We start from the raw sequence: 18,009 nt of genomic DNA on the forward strand, positions 1-18,009 counted from the left end.
ATGCAACGAGGGCGGCTTCGAGTGCTGCTCGGTGCCGCCCCCGGCGTCGGGAAGACGTACACCATGCTCGAGGAAGGCAAACGCCTCCTCAGCGAAGGCAAAGACGTGGTCGTCGCGGTCGTGGAAACCCACGGCCGCGCCGCCACGACCACCATGGCCGAAGGCATCGAGGTCATTCCTCGCATGGTCGTCTCGCATCGCGGGGTGACGCTGACCGAGATGGATCTCGGTGCCGTCCTCGCCCGGAAACCAGACATCGCGCTCGTCGATGAACTCGCCCACACCAATGCCCCCGGCTCGGAACATGAGAAGCGTTGGCAGGATGTCGAGGTTCTGCTCGACGCGGGCATCACTGTGATGTCGACCGTCAACATCCAGCACATCGAGTCCCTCAACGATGTTGTGGAGCAGATCACCGGCGTACCCCAGCGGGAGACGATCCCCGATGAAGTGCTCAGGGCTGCTGACCAGATCGAGGTCGTCGACCTGGCCCCGCAGGCACTCCGCGATCGCTTGGCAGACGGGCGCGTGTACCCCGCCGAGCGCATCGATGCCGCCCTGTCGAACTACTTTCGGCTCGGCAATCTCACCGCGTTGCGCGAACTCGCGTTGCTGTGGCTCGCCGACGAGGTCGACAGCGCGCTGAAGAACTACCGTGCCGCACACGGAATCGACAGCAAATGGGAAGCCCGCGAGCGGGTCATCGTCGCCCTGACCGGCGGACCAGAAGGCGAGACGCTCATCCGCCGCGGTGCGCGGATCGCGGCCCGTTCCGCGGGCGGCGAGCTCCTGGCCGTGCACGTCACCGGTCAGGACGGGCTGCGTGCCGCCCATCCGGAGGCCCTGGCGACACAACGAGCGCTAGTGGACAAGCTCGGCGGAACGTACCACCAGGTGATCGGCGACGATATCCCGCATTCCCTGGTTGAATTCGCGAAGGGGGCCAATGCCACCCAGCTCGTTGTGGGAGTCAGCAGGCGAAGCCGTCTCCTCGCCGCGTTGACCGGACCCGGGATCGGTGCCACGATCATCCGCGAGTCGGGGGACATCGATGTCCACATTGTCACCCACTCCGCGGCTGGTGGTCGTTTTACGCTGCCTCGGCTGGCTGGCGCACTCACCCTGAGACGCCAGATCGCCGGCTTTGGCCTGGCACTCGTTGGCGGACCGCTCCTGACCTGGCTGCTCGCGGTACTCCGCAGCGATGATTCCATCACGAGCGACGTCCTCAGTTACCAGCTTCTTGTTGTGGTGGTGGCTCTCGTCGGCGGAATCTGGCCGGCGCTTTTCGCCGCGCTCCTGTCTGGCCTCACCCTCGACTACTTCTTCGTCGAGCCGTTGTACACCGTTACTGTCGACGAACCATTTCACCTGCTTGCACTTGTGCTGTACGTACTCAACGCCGTGTTGGTGAGCTATGTGGTCGACCAGGCGGCCCGCCGCTCCCGCGCCGCACAACGCGCCGCCGCCGAATCCGAACTACTCGCGACGATCTCCGGGAGCGTACTTCGCGGCCAAAGTGCACTCCAGGCACTCGTCAGCCGCACCAGGGAAGCCTTCAGCCTCACCGGCGTGCGCCTCGTCGCTGGAGACACCGTCCTCGCCAGGGAGGGCGAACCCACTCCAGACGAGCACTACACGAGCATCCCGGTCGGGACACGCGCCGTACTCGAGCTCCACGGCGGAGATCTCCGGGCCTCCGAACGCCGACTTCTCGCGGTGATCGCCGCACAGATCGACACTGTTCTGGAGCATTCTGATCTCGCAGAGACGGCAAGCGAGATGGGCCCTCTCGCCGAGGCCGACCGTGTCAGAACCGCACTTCTCTCCGCCGTCAGCCACGACCTCCGCCGCCCTCTCGCCGCCGCCACAGCGGCCGTCAGCGGACTCCGCTCCACCGAGGTGTCCTGGTCCGCCACCGATCGCGAAGAGCTCCTGGCGACGGCCGAAGAAAGCCTCGGGACGCTCGCCTCCCTCGTCACCGACCTGCTCGACGTCAGCCGGGTGCAGGCCGGCGTGCTGGGTGTTTCACTTCAGCCGATCGACGCTGAAGACGTGATCCTGCCCGCCCTCGACGAGCTGAATCTCGGCCCAGGAGAGGTCGAACTCGATCTCGCCGCCGGTCTTCCGCCGTTGTCTGCCGACCCCGGTCTGCTCCAGCGGGTGATCGTCAATATCCTCGCCAACGCGACCCGTTTCGCGCCACTCGGCACGCGAGTACGAATCACCACCAGTACTTTCGGCGGCAGCATCGAGATCCGGATAATCGACCACGGTCCCGGCATTGCTCCCGAACGTCGGGGCGACATCTTCCTCCCCTTCCAACGCCTTGGCGACACCGACAACCTCACCGGCCTTGGCCTTGGGCTCGCCCTCTCCAAAGGATTCACCGAAGGCATGGGCGGCTCCCTCGAACCGGAAAGCACCCCGGGTGGCGGGCTCACCATGGTCATCGCCCTCACCGCTGCACACCAGAACCAGAAATCCCCGAAGAACGAGAAGAGCCAGGACGCACAGTGAAGATCCTCATCGCCGACGACGACCCACAGATGCTCCGCGCCTTGCGCGTCACCCTCGGTGCGCGCGGATACGAGATCATCACCGCAGCCAACGGAACAACAGCGATCAACGCCGCTATCGAACACCGTCCCGATATCTTCATGCTCGACCTCGGCATGCCAGAACTCGACGGCATCCAGGTCATCCAGGCCCTGCGAGGATGGACGCAGGCGCCCATTCTCGTCGTCTCCGGCCGCGCAGGAGCCGCCGACAAGGTCGAAGCACTCGACGCCGGCGCCGATGACTACGTCACCAAACCGTTCTCCATCGACGAGCTTCTCGCCCGCCTCCGAGCTCTCACCCGTCGTGTTCCGAATCAGGAAACCTTTCCGGTTACCATGATCGCCGACGTCACCATAGACCTCGGCGCCAAGTTCATCACCAGAACCACCGCGAACGGCGCCGAATCCATCCGCCTCACCCCCACCGAGTGGAAGGTGCTCACCATCCTGGTGCGTAACGCCGGCAAGCTCGTCACCCGGCAGAGCCTCCTCACTGAGATCTGGGGCTCCGAACACGTCACCGACACCGGTTACCTCCGCCTGTACATAGCTCAACTGCGCAAGAAGATCGAACCCGATCCCAACCGGCCCCGCTACCTGCTCACCGAAGCAGGAATGGGCTATCGATTCCGGCCTGAAGCCGATCCACGCTGACCCACAGGTCGCCGCCGCAATCGCGCCAGGAGAGGACTGAGTCGGCGGCTACGCCGCCAGCACGCGCGCGGCGACCAGCTCGGCAATCTGCACGGCGTTCAGCGCCGCACCCTTCCGCAGGTTGTCGTTGCTGATGAAGAGGGCGAGACCGCGGCCGTTCGGCACGCCTTCATCCTGCCGGATGCGTCCGACGAAGCTCGGGTCCTGACCGGCGGCGTCGAGCGGGGTCGGAATGTCGGTCAGCGCAACACCGGGGGCGTCGGCGAGGAGTTCGGTGGCGCGCGCAACCGACAGCGGGTTAGCGAACTCGGCGTTGATCGAGAGCGAGTGCCCGGTGAAGACCGGCACCCTCACGCAGGTGCCACTGACCAGAAGGTCTGGCAGCTCGAGGATCTTGCGTGACTCGTTTCGCAGCTTCTTCTCCTCGTCCGTCTCGAAGTCGCCATCGTCGACGATCGACCCGGCAAGCGGGATCACGTCGAACGCGATGGGCTTGGCATAGATCGCGGGCTCCGGCATGGTGACGGCCGAGCCGTCGTGCACCAGCTGCAGCAGGTTCTCGTCTTCGGCGGCGACGCGCACCTGGGTGGCCAGCTCCCTGGCACCGGCGAGGCCGCTGCCAGACACCGCCTGGTAGGTACTGACGATCAGTCGCTCGAGGCCCGCTTCGTCGTGAAGCACCTTGAGCACGGGCATAGCGGCCATGGTGGTGCAGTTCGGGTTGGCGATAATGCCCTTGGTCGCCCGATCGATCGCTTCGGGGTTGACCTCGCTGACGACGAGCGGCACGTCGGGGTCCATCCGCCAGCCGGAGGAGTTGTCGATCACAGTGACGCCGGCCGCGGCGAAGCGCTCTGCCTGCGCCTTCGAGAGGGTGGCGCCGGCCGAGAAGATGGCCATGTCGAGACCGGTCGGGTCTGCGCCCGCGGCGTCTTCTACGACGATCTGTTCGTCACGCCACGGCAGGGTCGTTCCGGCCGAACGGGCTGAAGCGAAGTAACGGATGCCGGCTACCGGGAAGTCGCGCTCCTCCAGCAGTCGACGCACGACGGCGCCGACCTGGCCGGTGGCTCCGACGACGCCGATGTGCACGCCCGCGGTGCTGCGTGCGGTATCGCGGCTGGCGTCACCGCTGTTCGCGAAGCTCGCGTCGTTCGTGCCTGCGGTCGTGGTGCTCGCGGTGTTGCTCACTGTGGCATCCTTCGTTTCTGGCCGGTCTCTGTGGCTAACTCAGGAGATCCTCTCAAATATGCCCGAAATCGGCCTGATTCCCGGCATTTGGCAGGAATCTCCTGAATTAGCCCCCGGAAATCGTGGTTGGTGGATGGACGGGAAGGCGGCTAGCGGCCGGTGCCGGCGTGCACGATGGCTTCGTCTTCGGCGTCGAGGCCGAAAGCGGTGTGCACAACCCGCAGTGCGTCGGTGACGCTGTCGGCACGGGTGACGACCGAAATGCGAATCTCGCTGGTCGAGATCATCTCGATGTTGATGCCGGCATCCGACAGTGATCCAAAGAGCTTCGCTGAGACGCCGGAATTCGTGCGCATGCCGGCACCGACCAGGGCGAGCTTGCCGATCTGGTCGTCGTACTGCAGCGACTGGAACCCGGCGTCGTCTTTCTCCGCCTCAAGCGCCTGCATCACCCGGTGCCCATCGTTCATCGGCACGGTGAAGGAGATATCGGTGCGGCCCGTCGCGGCCGACGACACGTTCTGCACGATCATGTCGACGTTCGCATTCGTCTTCGCGACGATCTTGAAGATCTGCGCCGCCTTGCCCGGAATGTCTGGCACACCGACGACGGTGATCTTGGCCTCGCTGAGGTCGGCGGCCACGCCGGCAATCATGGGATCTTCCACGGCGTTCTCTTCTCTCTCGGCTGCAGAACCGCCGAGGCGAATCGGCGCATCCGGGTTGTAGACGATGGTGCCCTCGTTGTTGTTGAACGAGGAGCGAACGTGCAACGTGACGTTATGCCTGCGGGCATATTCCACTGCGCGAATATACAAGACCTTGGCCCCGTTTGCGGCGAGCTCAAGCATTTCCTCGCTGGTGATGCGATCAATTTTACGCGCCAATGGCACCACCCGGGGGTCAGACGTGAAAACGCCGTCGACATCCGTATAGATCTCGCAGATGTCGGCATCGAGGGCAGCGGCGAGGGCGACGGCGGTGGTGTCTGAGCCGCCCCGTCCGAGCGTTGTGATGTCTTTGGTGTCGCGGTTGAAGCCCTGGAAGCCGGCGACGATGACGATCGCACCTTCGTCGAGGGCCTCGCGAAGCCGCACCGGGGTCACGTCGACGATGCGTGCAGACCCGTGCTGGGCATCCGTGATCATGCCGGCCTGGCTGCCGGTGAACGATCGCGCGTCATGGCCCATGCTCTTGATGGCCATGGCCAGCAGTGCCATCGAGATGCGCTCTCCTGCGGTGAGAAGCATGTCGAGTTCGCGCGGCGCCGGAATAGGGGTGACCTCATGGGCGAGGTCGAGGAGTTCGTCTGTGGTGTCGCCCATGGCGCTCACCGCGACAACCACATCATTGCCCGCTTTGCGCGTTTCGACGATGCGTTTGGCGACTCGCCTGATGCCTTCGGCGTCCGAAACGGACGATCCGCCGAACTTCTGCACAATCAGGCTCACGTGGCACTCCAGGGTTGGGAAACCGGGCACGGGCCCGAGGCTCCATTCTAATTGCTCCCATATTCCCCGGCTGCCATGTGACGAGAGCCGTCACGAACGGATGCCGTGGGTGCGTTCCTGGGCGGCGATCACCTGGCTTGCGCGGGTGCAGAGCCGGCGCCGGGCGGGTTAGCCCGTGACGGTGCGGCGGCCTTCGAAGGCGCGGCCGAGGGTGACCTCGTCGGCGTACTCCAGGTCTCCGCCAACCGGGAGCCCGGAGGCGAGTCTGGTGACTTTGATCTCCAGGGTGGTGAGCAGCCGAGAGAGGTACGTGGCGGTCGCCTCGCCCTCGAGGTTCGGATCGGTGGCGATGATGACCTCCTGCACTGTGCTGTCGGCAAGTCGCTGCATGAGTTGACGGATGCTGAGGTCGTCAGGTCCGACGCCGTCGATGGGGCTGATGGCACCGCCGAGCACGTGATACAGCCCGCGGAACTCGCGGGTGCGCTCGATCGCGACGACGTCTTTCGCCTCTTCAACGACGCAGATCGTTGCCGGGCTGCGTCGCGGATCGCGACAGATGCCGCAGGTCTGCTGCTCGGAGACATTGCCGCAGATCTCGCAGAAACGCACCTTTTCGCGCACTTCAAGCAGCACGTTGGCGAGGCGCGAGACGTCGAACGTCTGCGTCTGCAGGATGTGGAACGCAATGCGCTGGGCAGACTTCGGGCCGATGCCCGGAAGCCGGCCGAGTTCATCGATAAGTTCCTGGACGATTCCTTCGTACATACGCCTCAGGCACCTCTCGGACGGGTGGCCGGATCGTGCGGCTGCTCTTCGAGGAACGTCGCCCCGAGAATTTCGCGCACGACGGACTCACCGTAGCGCTGCTTCTCCCCGAACGCTGGCGCCTTGCCCTGAGGCCGCAACCGTGGGCTGGACTGTGGGCTGGCCGGGGGTTGCTGCGCTGTCGTTTGCTGCGCCGTGGTTTGTGGCGCCGTGGTTTGCTGCACTGGCGCCTGTGTGGGTGGCGCTTGCGGGGCAACGGATGCCGCCGGCGTCGCACGCGCTGGCGTGTCATCTTCCCGGGGTGGCGCGGTCGTCGCCCAACCGTCGGCGGTGGTGGTGGCGTCCGTGGTGGTGGGGGCTGCGGCGATGCCCGGGGTGGGGCTTGGCACAGCGGATGCTTCCGGACCGAAGTCGTGGGGCACCTCGTCTTCGAACGGCGGCGGCTCCTCGTCGAACGGAGGTTCGTCCGCGAAGGCGGCCGGGGGTGGGGTCTGGTTCCCCCGCGCGGCCGATGACGCCGACGTTGCTGCGGGCCGCGCCTCCGCTTCGGTGCCGGCCGGTGCAGCCGCGCCCGAAACAGCCGCGCCCGAATCCGCGGTGCCGGAGCCGGGGATCGCAACGGTAGTCCAGCCGCTTGACGCCGGTTTGGTGGCCGCCGGATTTGTGGCCGCCTGTGTGGTGGCCGCCTGTGTGGTGGCCGCCGGATTTGTGGCCGCCTGTGTTGCGGCCGGTTTTGTGGCGGCAGGCGCCTGCGCGACGCTCGCGGACACATCCGCATCCGGCGCAGACGACGGATCGGCGGGCACTGACCCGCCGGTGCCCCGTGCTTCGGTGCCCCGTGCTTCGGTGCCCCGTGCTTCGGTGCTCGCGTCCACGCGCGCGATGAGCTTCGGAGTGAAGCCAAGCAGCGCGTTCACCGCCTGCTTCAGGTAGTCGCCGACGCCCTGTCCAGGAGCAGCAGTCTGCTTGAGACTGTCGACATCCTTCTGGCTGGGGAACGATAGAACCAGCATCTCGCCGTCACGAAGCTCTCGCACCTGCGCCGTGTACAGCACCAGCCAGGCGTTCATCTTCGCGGACTTCACGGCCTCGAGCACCTCGGGCCAGGTGTCACGCACCTGCTGCAGCGTGACCGGGCCGATGGGCGCTGGACGCGCCGGTGTGCCAGGCGCGGTGCCGGACGCGGTGCCGGACTCCCCCCTGTTCATGTCACCGGAAACATCACGAATCGCACCGGTGTCACCCGAAACATCACGAATCGAGCCGGTTGGGATCGGTTCTGCTGTTCTGGCGACCGGTGTCGCGGCGACCGGCGCCGCAGCATCCGTCGCCGACTTCACAGGAGCTGCGGCCGACCTGGCGGCCGCCGTGTCTACCGCGACGGTGTGCGCCGAGGTCTCTACCTCGGCGGCAACCGGCGTCGCGGCCACGCCGTCGACCCCGACCCGGCGCTCAAGCCGCTCGACGCGGGCGAGCGCGCCCCGGGTGGAGTCGTCGCTCGCGGGGATGAGGGCGCGCGCGATCATCAGTTCGAGGTGCAGCCGCGGCGACGTGGCGCCGGTCATCTCGGTGAGCGCAGCGTTCAGGATGTCGGCGGTGCGCGACAGTTCGGCCGGCCCGAACTTCGATGACTGCGTGTTCATGTGGTCGATCTCGTCTCGCGGAACCCCACGCAGCACAGCCGCAGCACCCTCTGCGCCGGCGGCGGCAACGATGATCAGGTCGCGCATGCGCTCGAGGAGGTCTTCGACGAAACGGCGAGGATCTTGACCGGTCTGGATCACGCGGTCGACGGCATCGAACGCGGCGGACGAATCACGCGCGGCGATCGCGTCGATCGCATCGTCGAGCAGTGCGCCGTGGGTATAACCGAGGAGGGCGACCGCGCGGTCGTACGACACGGAGTGCCCGTCGGAGCCGGCGATCAACTGGTCGAGCAGGGAGAGCGTGTCTCGTGGAGACCCGCCACCGGCCCGCACCACAAGCGGCAGAACGCCCGGCGCGACCTGAATGCCCTCGCTCTCGCACAGCGACTGCGCGTATTCGAGCATCTGCGCCGGCGGCACCAGGCGGAACGGATAGTGGTGGGTGCGCGACCGGATCGTGCCGATGACCTTCTCAGGCTCGGTGGTCGCGAAGATGAACTTGACGTGCTCTGGCGGCTCTTCGACGATCTTCAGCAGCGCGTTGAAACCCTGAGGCGTGACCATGTGCGCCTCGTCGAGGATGAAGATCTTGTACCGGTCGCGGGCGGGAGCGAAGATCGCGCGCTCACGGATGTCGCGAGCATCGTCGACGCCGTTGTGGCTGGCCGCGTCGATCTCCACGACGTCAAGCGAACCGCTGCCGTCGCGGGAGAGCTCGATGCAACTCGGGCAGACGCCGCACGGGGTGTCGGTCGGGCCCTCAGCGCAGTTCAGGCAGCGGGCCAGAATGCGGGCGGATGTCGTCTTGCCGCAGCCGCGCGGGCCGCTGAACAAATAGGCATGGTTGACCCGGTTGGTGCGGAGCGCCGTCATCAGCGGTTCCGTCACCTGGGACTGGCCGATCATCTCGGCGAATGTCTCTGGCCGATAACGGCGATATAAGGCGGTGACCACGCCTCAATCGTAGTCGGCGCCACTGACAACGGCCCTGCCTCTGCGATGTGGGCGACAACCTCGCAGCGAGGTGCTCGACCATGTGGCAGCGACGCCGGCATGCTGCGCCGGAACCTTTGGTTTGCGACCAATGTGACATTTCGGTTGACAGTCGAACCCTCGCTCGACAGACTCAATGATGTTTGCGTAAACATCCGCTTCTTTTGTAGATGTTTACGTGAACACGATCGTGTTCGGCAGCCATCGGCTGCGGGATGTCCAACGGAGGAAAGGTCCATCCATGACAGCGTCGTCACCCGCGCGCACACGCGTGCTTGCAGCAACAACAGTGCTGGCGTTCAGCGCCATCAGCATCGGATTGAGCGGTGTGACGTCGCCACCCGCCAGTGCCGCAGAGGCGAATCCCGTCACCATCACGCCCAACCCGGCCTATCAGAACGAGGCATTCGAAGGCTGGGGCACAAGCCTTGTCTGGTTCGCCAATGCGACGGGTGACTACCCAGAAGCTGTGCGGCAAGACCTCTTCGACAAGGTCTTCGGCGAAGACGGCCTGAACCTCAACATCGCCCGCTATAACATCGGTGGCGGCAACGCGAGCGACGTGCCCTCATACCTCCGCCCCGGCGGCGCCGTTGATGGATGGTGGAACCCCGACCTTGACGCGAGCGACGCCGATGGTGCGATCACCTCGAACTACGCAGACCGCGACCGGTATGCCGCGGCCTGGGGCGGGGAGGATCCCAACTCGTACAACTTCGACGCCGACAAGACGCAGCGCTGGTGGGTTGATGCCCTCAAGGACAAAATCACCAAGTGGGAAGCCTTCAGCAACTCTCCGCCCTACTTCATGACGGAGAGCGGCTATGCCTCCGGCGGGTTCGACTCGAGTGCGGAGCAGTTGAAGCCGTCATCCGTCGCGGACTTCGCGACCTACCTCAAGACCGTCGCCCAATCCGTCGAGGAGCAGGAGGGCATCCGTTTCGACACCATCGACCCCTTCAACGAGCCCAACACCAACTACTGGGGCACGAGCATCGACAGCTCCACCGGGTGGCCGAACGGGGGTCGGCAGGAAGGCGCGCACGTCGGCCCGGCAATGCAGGACACCGTCATCAAGGCCCTCGCCGCCGAACTCGCGAAAGACAACACGACGACGGATGCCGTCATCTCTGCCATGGACGAGACGAATCCTGGCACATTTGCCACCAACTGGAACGGCTGGAGCCAGGAAGCCAAGGACTCGGTCGGCCAGCTCAATGTCCACACCTACGGCACGTCAGGGCGCTTGGGCGTTCGCGATATTGCCAAGAGCACCAGCAAGCCCCTGTGGATGAGCGAGGTTGGCGGCGACTGGGACGGCACCGGAGTCAACAATCAGACGAACATGAACAACGGCATCGGTATGGCGTCGCGGATCATGGACGACCTGCGCGAGCTCGAGCCATCAGCGTGGGTGCTGTGGCAGCCGGTTGAGGACTACTACAACATGGAGAAGGTCGAGAAGCTGAACTGGGGCAGTGTGCTGATCGACTTCGACTGCAATGTCGACGGCAATTCGGTGCGCCGGCTCGCTGACGGCGATGCAGATCCTTCGTGCAAAGTGCTCACCAACGCGAAGTACAACACGCTGCGGAACTTCACGCACTACATCCTGCCCGGCGACCACATCATCCCGTCGACCAACAAACAGACGACCTCGGCCGTCACCGCGGACGGAACCGGCGTCACCCTCGTGCACGCCAACAGTGACACCACCGCCCGCACCATCACGGTCGACCTCTCGAAGTTCGGCACGATCAACCAGGGCGCGACACTCACTCCGATCGTCACGACAGAGTCGACGGCCGAAGACACGACCAAGAATGCTCTCGTGGAAGGAGAGGCCATCGCGGTCGACGCCGCCTCGAAGACCGCCGTCGTGACGGTTCCCGCCAAGTCGGTCAGCACCTTTGTGATCACGGGTGTCAGTGGGGTCGCAGAGGGTGCATCGCCACTTGAGGATGGCCACCAGTACCGGATCGTCGGTGCCCAGAGCGGGAAGGCCATCACAGCCAACAACTCCGTCGATATCGGCACAACCCCCGGAGCCACGATCACGACCCTCGCCGCCACGAACGCCACCGTCGGACCGCAATTGTGGACGGCGGAAAAGGTGACGGACGGCCAGTCGAACGCGGAGCGTTTTGTGTTGCGCAGTGCGTCTGGCACGGCTCTTGCAGCGACGAGTTCCGGCACGGTGCTCGTCGAATCATCGCGAGAGGATGCCGCCGCCGATCCGTCACAACAATGGATCTTGACCAGCTCCGACGGTTCGAACTGGAGCCTCGTCAACTGCGAGATTCCATCTGCGCTCGAGATCCCAGGAGGCTCGACCGTCGAGGGCGCGCCCGTGAACGTCTATACATCAAACGGCGGCGGCAACCAGTCGTGGTCGTTCCAAAGTACTCAGCTCCTCGGCTTCTCGCCGGTGGTCGTGAACACCGTCGCAGGCGTTCCCGCGTCGCTGCCAGCCGCTGTCACGCCGCTGTATGCGACCGGACCCGGTACGCCCGTCGGGGTCACCTGGCGCACCGAAGGCATTGATTGGAATGACGGTCCCATCACAGTGACCGGGTCGGGAACGGATGTCTTCGGCACCGCTTTCGATTCCGTGACGGCAACCGTCGAGGTCGGTGGATTCGCCTCCACCGACCCGGTCTCGCTCACAACGTACGCGGGAATTTCGCGTGACACGGTGATCGCCGCCGCACCGACAACGGTGCCGGCACAGATCGGGGCGAGCACGAACCGCTTCGATGCCGCCGTGACGTGGAATTGGGACGACCTGACGACCGAGCAGCTGGCTGCCGTCGGCGTCGTCACAGTCTCGGGAAGCGCGCTCTCGAACGACGCCTCCGCTGACCCACTCGACGCCACGCTGTCGATCATCATCACCGAAGCCGGCGAGGTGAACGTCGCGGTGGCAGGCACCACGACCGCCACCGCCACGTCGACGGAGTCCGGCTATTCGGTCGACAACACGCGCAACGGCGTGACCAGCGACAAGGGTTGGTCGAACTGGCGCAGCAGCAACAAGCCGACCTCGGACACGCTGACTTACAACCTGGGCACTGCCACGCCACTCACCAGCTCGACGATGCACTTCTACCGCGACGGTGGCGCGACGAGTTGGCCGGCATCGATCACCGTGGAGTACCTGGATGAAGGTGACACATGGGTCCCGGTACCCGGCTCCCCCACCGCCCTGCCGAGTCCCGAAGACGGCACCGCTCCGATCGTCGATGTTCCCCTCACCGACATTGCGACGTCGCAGCTGCGGGTCGTCATGGAGGCCTACCCGAACACGCACATGGTGGTCTCTGAGGTGGAGATCTTCGCGAAAGCTCCTGGCGTGGCATCCGTTGCCGATCTTGCGAAGCTCACCGTGAACGGCACGCCAGTCGAGGGCTTCACCGCCGCGAACACCGACTACACAGTGCCGCTTTCGGGCTCGGCGTTGCCGACGGTGTCGGCGGCGGCGACAGACACCAACGCGACGGTCGAGATCGATCAGGCCACGTCTTCGACGGGTGCGGATGCGACGGCAACCGTGACGGTCACGGCGCAAGACGGCACGACGGTCGAGATCTACAGGATCGCCTTCACCCGCACTGCTTCGGTCAGTGCGCCGACGATCTCGGGAACGCCGAAGGTCGGGGCAGTGCTGACGGCGACCGCATTTGCCGATCCGGTTGACGCGACGCTGGGCTATAGCTGGACGAAGAACGGCGAGCCGATCGACGGAGCAGATTCAGCGACCTACACACCAGTCGCTGCAGATACTGGTGCCTCTGTCGGCGTGACTGTCGCCGCGACGGCCGAGGGTTACCGAGTCGGGCAGGCCGCCTCTGACACCGTCGTGATCACCGCCGCGGAAGACGAGGAACCGGGTGGCGAAAACCCGGGTGGCGGGGACCATAGTGGCGGGGACCATAGTGGTGCCAACCCCGGTGGCGAGAGCCCCGGCAATGGGACTGCTCGAGGATCCGCCACAGGCCAGCTCTCGAACACGGGTTCCGATGTGCCGTGGGCGCTCATGCTCTCGATCGGCGGCCTACTTCTGCTCGGTGGCGCAGTGCTGACGCTGGGACGCCCACGGCGCCGACACTAGCCAAGCACAGAAACGAGGCCCCCGTCGCTGTTCGCGGCGGGGGCCTCGTCGTCCTGGATTGGCGGGGCCTGCATTGGCGGGGCAATGGCGCTCGCCCTTCGGGCGTGAGCGGTCAGTAGTCGGTGTGCCCCAGGTCGGGCGCCGCCACGAAGCGGGCCACACGCTCGAGTGCGCCGTTCAGCTCGAACACCACGATCTCGTTCGAACCGGCTGTGAGGAGCGGGCCAGGAACATACATCGTCGCCTGCGGGCCGCGACTCCAGTACCGGCCCAGGTTGAAGCCGTTGATCCACACCTGGCCTTTGCCCCAGCCGGCCGTGCTCAGAAAGTGATCGACTCCGGCGGCGGCCTGAAAATAGCCACGCGCAAAAACGGGGCCCTGCAGACTGGTGCCGGCGGCATCCGTATAAAGCGAATCGAGCACCCCGATCGTCTCAAGGTCGATCGGGAGTGTCTGCCACCGGCTAGCCTCGCTTCCACTCAGGCGCGCCGGCCCGATCAGCCCCTTGTGCTCGCCGATTCGGGGTCCGTAGTTCACCCGGCCCTGGTCTTCGACCAGAATGTCGAGCCGGCCCCGCCGATTCGGAAGACTGACCGCGGTGTCGTGATGGTCGCGGTGCAGCACGGCAACCGGTGCTTCATCGAGAAAGACCTGGGCGCGATCTCGCACCTCTTCGAACGACAGCACTCCGTCATCCGTTGCCTCGACCCAGGTGCGATAGAGCGCAAAGCCGCGGAAGTGACCCACGTCGTCCATCGTTGGCAGCTGGTCGGAATCGATCCACTCCCCGAGGCTGTCGACCGCGTCCCACAGCGAGATCCGGCCATCAAGCGAGACTTCGAACTCCGGCGCGGGCTGCGAAGGCGATGGAATTTCTTCAGGAACGGGCGCATACCGGGCGATCACGTCGCGGAAAGCCCAGAACTTGGAGCCTGGTTCCCCTGACTCGGTGAGCGGGGCGTCGTAGTCATATGAGGTCACCGTCGGCTGGAAGACACCCTTGTCGTTCGCGCCGTTTGTGAAGCCGAAGTTCGTGCCGCCGTGGAACATATAGATGTTGACGGATGCTCCGGCAGCGAGCAGCTCGTCGAGCTCCCGAGCCGCATCCTCAGTTGTCGTCGTGTGGTGGCGCGCTCCCCAGTGGTCGAACCAGCCGTCCCAGAACTCAGCGCACATCAGGGGTCCAGTCGTCTGGTGCGCTCGCAGGGTCGCCAGGCGCTCGGTGGCCCTCGAACCGAACGAGCCGGTCTTGTGCAGCTCCGGCAGACTTCCGTCCTGGAGCATCTGGTCTGTCGGCTGGTCGATCGTCGTGAGTGGGACCGTGATGCCGCCCAGGCGGTTGAGTTCGATCAGGGCACTTAAGTAGTTCTTGTCGCTGCCATAGGCGCCGTACTCATTCTCGACCTGCAGCAGTATCACCGGTCCACCACGGTCGATCTGTCGTTCGGCCACGATCGGCAGGAGTGCGTCCAGGTACTCCGAGACAGCTTCGAGATAGCGTGGCTCATTGCGGCGCACCCCGACAGCAGGATCGTTGAGCAGCCATCCCGGCAGGCCACCGTTGTCCCACTCCGCGCAAATGAACGGGCCAGGCCGCACGATCGCATACAGACCTTCTGCCGCGACGAGGTCGAGGAAGCGCGCCAGATCGAGGCCGCCGTCAGTATCGAAGCGTCCACGCTTTGGCGAGTGCTCGTTCCAGGCGACGTAGGTCTCAATCGTGTTGAGGCCCATGAGCCTCGCCTTGTGGATGCGGTCGGCCCACAGGTCGGGATGAACCCGGAAGTAGTGAAGCGCACCGGAGATAATCCGGAACGGAGCGCCGTCCAGCAAGAAATCCCGCTCCCCAATGACAAATTCAGGCACGCAGATCTCCTTGGACCGTTGATGGTGAAACGGATGTGGCCAGCCGCACGATCGACCACGAAAGCGGCGGCAGCGTGGCGGTCAGACCCTCACCGTCAATGTGGACTTGGTGAAGCGCCTGCGGTGAAACGGCATCCGGCTGACTGGCAGTGTTGCTCAGAAACCGCGTGGACCCGTCAGGGATGCAGAGGGTCCGGCTGTCGAGCACGTGGCGAGCAGTGACTCCAGCGAGGTCGACGTGAAGCTGCAGGTCGTCATTAACGGAACGGTTGACGAGGAAGAGCACGAGCTCGTCGTCGGTGGCCGTGGCGACGGCGTCGAGTAGATCCACAGTGCCGTACAACGCAGTGTCGTGCTGGTCGGACTCAATCGCGACCCTGAGCACCTCGCCGCGCGCGGCGGCATTGAACCTGGTCTGGTACCACACGTTCCACTCGTCGACGCTAATGCCGATGATCTTGTCGAGGCGTTTCGCCGCGAGCACGGAATCGATGATCTCCGCGACCTTGCGAATGTAACGATCGAGACCGACGGATGACGCGAGGAAGCTGTCGACATCGCCGTCCCGCTCCTCGTAATATGCGTGCAGCGAGATGTGGTCAATGATTTCTGCGGAATGTTCGAGAACCGTCGCCTCCCACGAGCCGAACGTTGGCATGTCGGCGTTGGAGCTTCCCGCTGCGACGAGCTCGATCCCTGGGTCGATCCATTTCATCAAGCGCCCGGTCTCCGCGGCGAGGCGGCCGTATTCATCCGCTGTCTTGTGACCGATCTGCCACGGTCCGTCCATCTCGTTCCCGAGACACCAGAGGGTGATGCCGAACGGTTCGTCTCGCCCGTTTGTGCGGCGCTGCTCGGAGAGCGCCGTGTGCCTCCGGTGATTGCTGTACTCGAGGAGCGCCGCGGCGTCCTCGATGCCCCGCATGCCGAGGTTGACGGCCTGCATGATCTCAGCGCCGGCACGCTCTGCCCACTCGGCGAATTCGTGCAGGCCCACCTCATTCGTTTCGGTGCTGTGCCAGGCAGCGTCCAGGCGTACCGGGCGGGCCGAGACCGGCCCGACTCCGTCCTCCCAGCGGTACCCCGACACGAAGTTGCCGCCGGGGTAACGGATGACGGTTGCACCGAGTTCGCGAACGAGTTCCAGTACGTCGCTACGGAAGCCGCATTCGTCAGCGCTGGGGTGCGCCGGTTCATAGATACCGGTGTATACAGCCCTGCCCATGTGTTCGACGAAGGAGCCGAAGAGTCTGGGTGAGACCGAGGCGACGACATCGCAGCGGTCGATCGAGAGGCGGGCGTGTACCACGCATTCTTTCCTTTGGGTCGAACGGCAGCCGGGCAGGAACGGCCGCGCGGACGCGAGCCCGACCGTTCCTCCCGATAAGTGAGTGCTGTGCGTTACTCGCTGGTAACGGTGAATCCCTGTCCGTTTCCGTACTCAGCGATTGCGTCCTGCCACGCGATGAGACCCTCGTTGAGATCGGTCTTGTTCGCGTAAGACTGGCCGACGGTGTCGCCGAAGATGCTGTTCGAGTAGACCTGGAACGGCAGGTAGCTCCAGCCGGGGACGACGTCCTTGGCCGACTGCACGAGGACCTGGTTGATCTGCTGGCCGCCGAAGTACTCGCTCTCCGCATTCAGGAAGTCGTCGGACTCGAGGTCTGCCGTCGTGGAGGGGAATCCGCCCGCGTCCATCGAGATCTGGGTTCCCTCGCCCGCGTTCATGAACTCGAGGAATCCGGCCGCAGCGAGCTTGTTCTTGCTCTGCTTGAGGATGGCGTCCCCGCCGCCGCCGTTCTCCGAGCTTGCTGCCACACCAGGTTCCCAGGTGGGCATGGGTGCTACACGCCAATCACCAGATGCCTCCGGAACGCCCGATTCGAGGTTGCCTGGCATCCAGGCTCCGATGGTCAGGCTCGCGATGGTTCCATCGCCGAGCCCCTTGTACCATTCGTCGCTCCAGGAGGAGATCGGCGCGACGAGGTCGCCCTCGATGAGCTGGTTCCAGGTGTCAGCGAACTTCTTCGAGCCTTCGTCCTGCAGGTTGACGGTGACGTCGGTCGAGTTCTCCGTCACGAAGGGCTGGCCGCCGGCCTGCCAGATCATGCTGGTGGTGAACCCGGCATCCCCGGTGTCGTTCGTGATGTACTTCGTGGGGTCCGCGGCATGCAGCTGCTGCGCAGCCGTGACGTACTCGTCCCAGGTGGTCGGCACCGCGATGCCGAACTGGTCGAAGACGGCCTGGTTGTAGAACAGCGCCATGGGTCCAGAGTCCTGCGGCAGCGCGTAGACACCGCCGTCGAGGTTCACGGAACCCCAGGTGCTCGCCGTGTACTTCTCTTCCAGGTCACCGAACCCGAAGTCGTTCAGGTCGACGAGGGAATCGGACAGAGCGAACTGCGGGAGGGCGTAGTACTCGATCTGTGCAACATCCGGAGCACCGGAGCCGGCCTTGATGGCGTTTTGCAGCTTGATGTACTGATCGTTGCCCGTGCCGGCGTTGACGACGTCGACGGTCACTTTGGGGTACTTCTCTTCGAATGCTGCCGCGATGTCCTCGACGGCAGGCGCCCATGCCCACACCGTGATGGTCGATTCTTCCTGCAGCGCCGCTTCGATGTCCGAGGCCGTTCCGGTCTCGGCACCGGTGTCGCCGGTCGCGGAGCAGGCCGCGAGCGTCAGGCTCAGGGCCATCCCGGTGGCGACGACGGCGCCGATGCGACGGAGACGGCGAGTGTGTTCTGTGGTCATGCTGTTGCCTTCA

Annotated in this window: 10 protein-coding genes; 3 read left to right on the forward strand and 7 right to left on the reverse strand. The window is 65.0% G+C overall.

What is annotated here, in order from left to right:
- Both K323_RS0113820 and K323_RS0113825 read left to right on the forward strand, forming a co-directional pair.
- Positions 1 to 2,520 carry a sensor histidine kinase gene (locus tag K323_RS0113820; RefSeq protein WP_022885873.1) on the forward strand — a complete coding sequence of 840 codons (2,520 nt, stop codon included), beginning with the start codon at positions 1 to 3 and terminating at the stop codon, positions 2,518 to 2,520.
- Positions 2,517 to 3,215: a response regulator gene (locus tag K323_RS0113825; protein ID WP_022885874.1), complete on the forward strand. Its 699-nt coding sequence runs from the start codon at positions 2,517 to 2,519 to the stop codon at positions 3,213 to 3,215. The genes K323_RS0113820 and K323_RS0113825 overlap by 4 nt, the downstream gene beginning before the upstream one ends.
- Before the next feature lie 48 nt (positions 3,216 to 3,263).
- On the opposite strand, the gene K323_RS0113830 is transcribed toward K323_RS0113825, so the two are convergent.
- From K323_RS0113830 to K323_RS0113845, 4 genes are all read right to left on the reverse strand, one after another.
- Positions 3,264 to 4,307, reverse strand: coding sequence for an aspartate-semialdehyde dehydrogenase (locus K323_RS0113830; RefSeq protein WP_026851649.1), 1,044 nt, complete (start codon positions 4,305 to 4,307; stop codon positions 3,264 to 3,266).
- Between the two features lie 248 nt (positions 4,308 to 4,555).
- Positions 4,556 to 5,857, reverse strand: coding sequence for an aspartate kinase (locus K323_RS0113835; RefSeq protein ID WP_022885876.1), 1,302 nt, complete (start codon positions 5,855 to 5,857; stop codon positions 4,556 to 4,558).
- A gap of 168 nt (positions 5,858 to 6,025) precedes the next feature.
- Complete coding sequence (gene recR, locus K323_RS0113840; protein WP_022885877.1) at positions 6,026 to 6,625, reverse strand: recombination mediator RecR; 600 nt, start codon at positions 6,623 to 6,625, stop codon at positions 6,026 to 6,028.
- Positions 6,626 to 6,630: 5 nt separating this feature from the next.
- Positions 6,631 to 9,225: a DNA polymerase III subunit gamma and tau gene (locus tag K323_RS0113845; protein WP_022885878.1), complete on the reverse strand. Its 2,595-nt coding sequence runs from the start codon at positions 9,223 to 9,225 to the stop codon at positions 6,631 to 6,633.
- Positions 9,226 to 9,505: 280 nt separating this feature from the next.
- On the opposite strand from K323_RS0113845, the gene K323_RS30045 reads away from it, so the two are divergent.
- Positions 9,506 to 13,375, forward strand: a complete 3,870-nt coding sequence (locus K323_RS30045; protein ID WP_022885879.1) for a glycoside hydrolase — start codon at positions 9,506 to 9,508, stop codon at positions 13,373 to 13,375.
- A gap of 112 nt (positions 13,376 to 13,487) precedes the next feature.
- On the opposite strand, the gene K323_RS0113855 is transcribed toward K323_RS30045, so the two are convergent.
- From K323_RS0113855 to K323_RS0113865, 3 genes are all read right to left on the reverse strand, one after another.
- A complete protein-coding gene (locus K323_RS0113855; RefSeq protein ID WP_022885880.1) occupies positions 13,488 to 15,242 on the reverse strand; it encodes a glycoside hydrolase family 35 protein in 1,755 nt (584 codons plus the stop codon).
- Complete coding sequence (locus K323_RS0113860) at positions 15,235 to 16,551, reverse strand: alpha-N-arabinofuranosidase (protein WP_022885881.1); 1,317 nt, start codon at positions 16,549 to 16,551, stop codon at positions 15,235 to 15,237. The genes K323_RS0113855 and K323_RS0113860 overlap by 8 nt, the downstream gene beginning before the upstream one ends.
- Before the next feature lie 92 nt (positions 16,552 to 16,643).
- The gene (locus K323_RS0113865; RefSeq protein WP_022885882.1) at positions 16,644 to 17,996 is read right to left on the reverse strand and encodes an ABC transporter substrate-binding protein; all 1,353 of its coding nucleotides are present in this window, start codon (positions 17,994 to 17,996) and stop codon (positions 16,644 to 16,646) included.
- Between the last annotated feature and the right edge of the window lie 13 nt (positions 17,997 to 18,009).

Origin of the sequence: Glaciibacter superstes DSM 21135, from assembly GCF_000421145.1 — a bacterium.
Taxonomy (GTDB): domain Bacteria; phylum Actinomycetota; class Actinomycetes; order Actinomycetales; family Microbacteriaceae; genus Cryobacterium; species Cryobacterium superstes.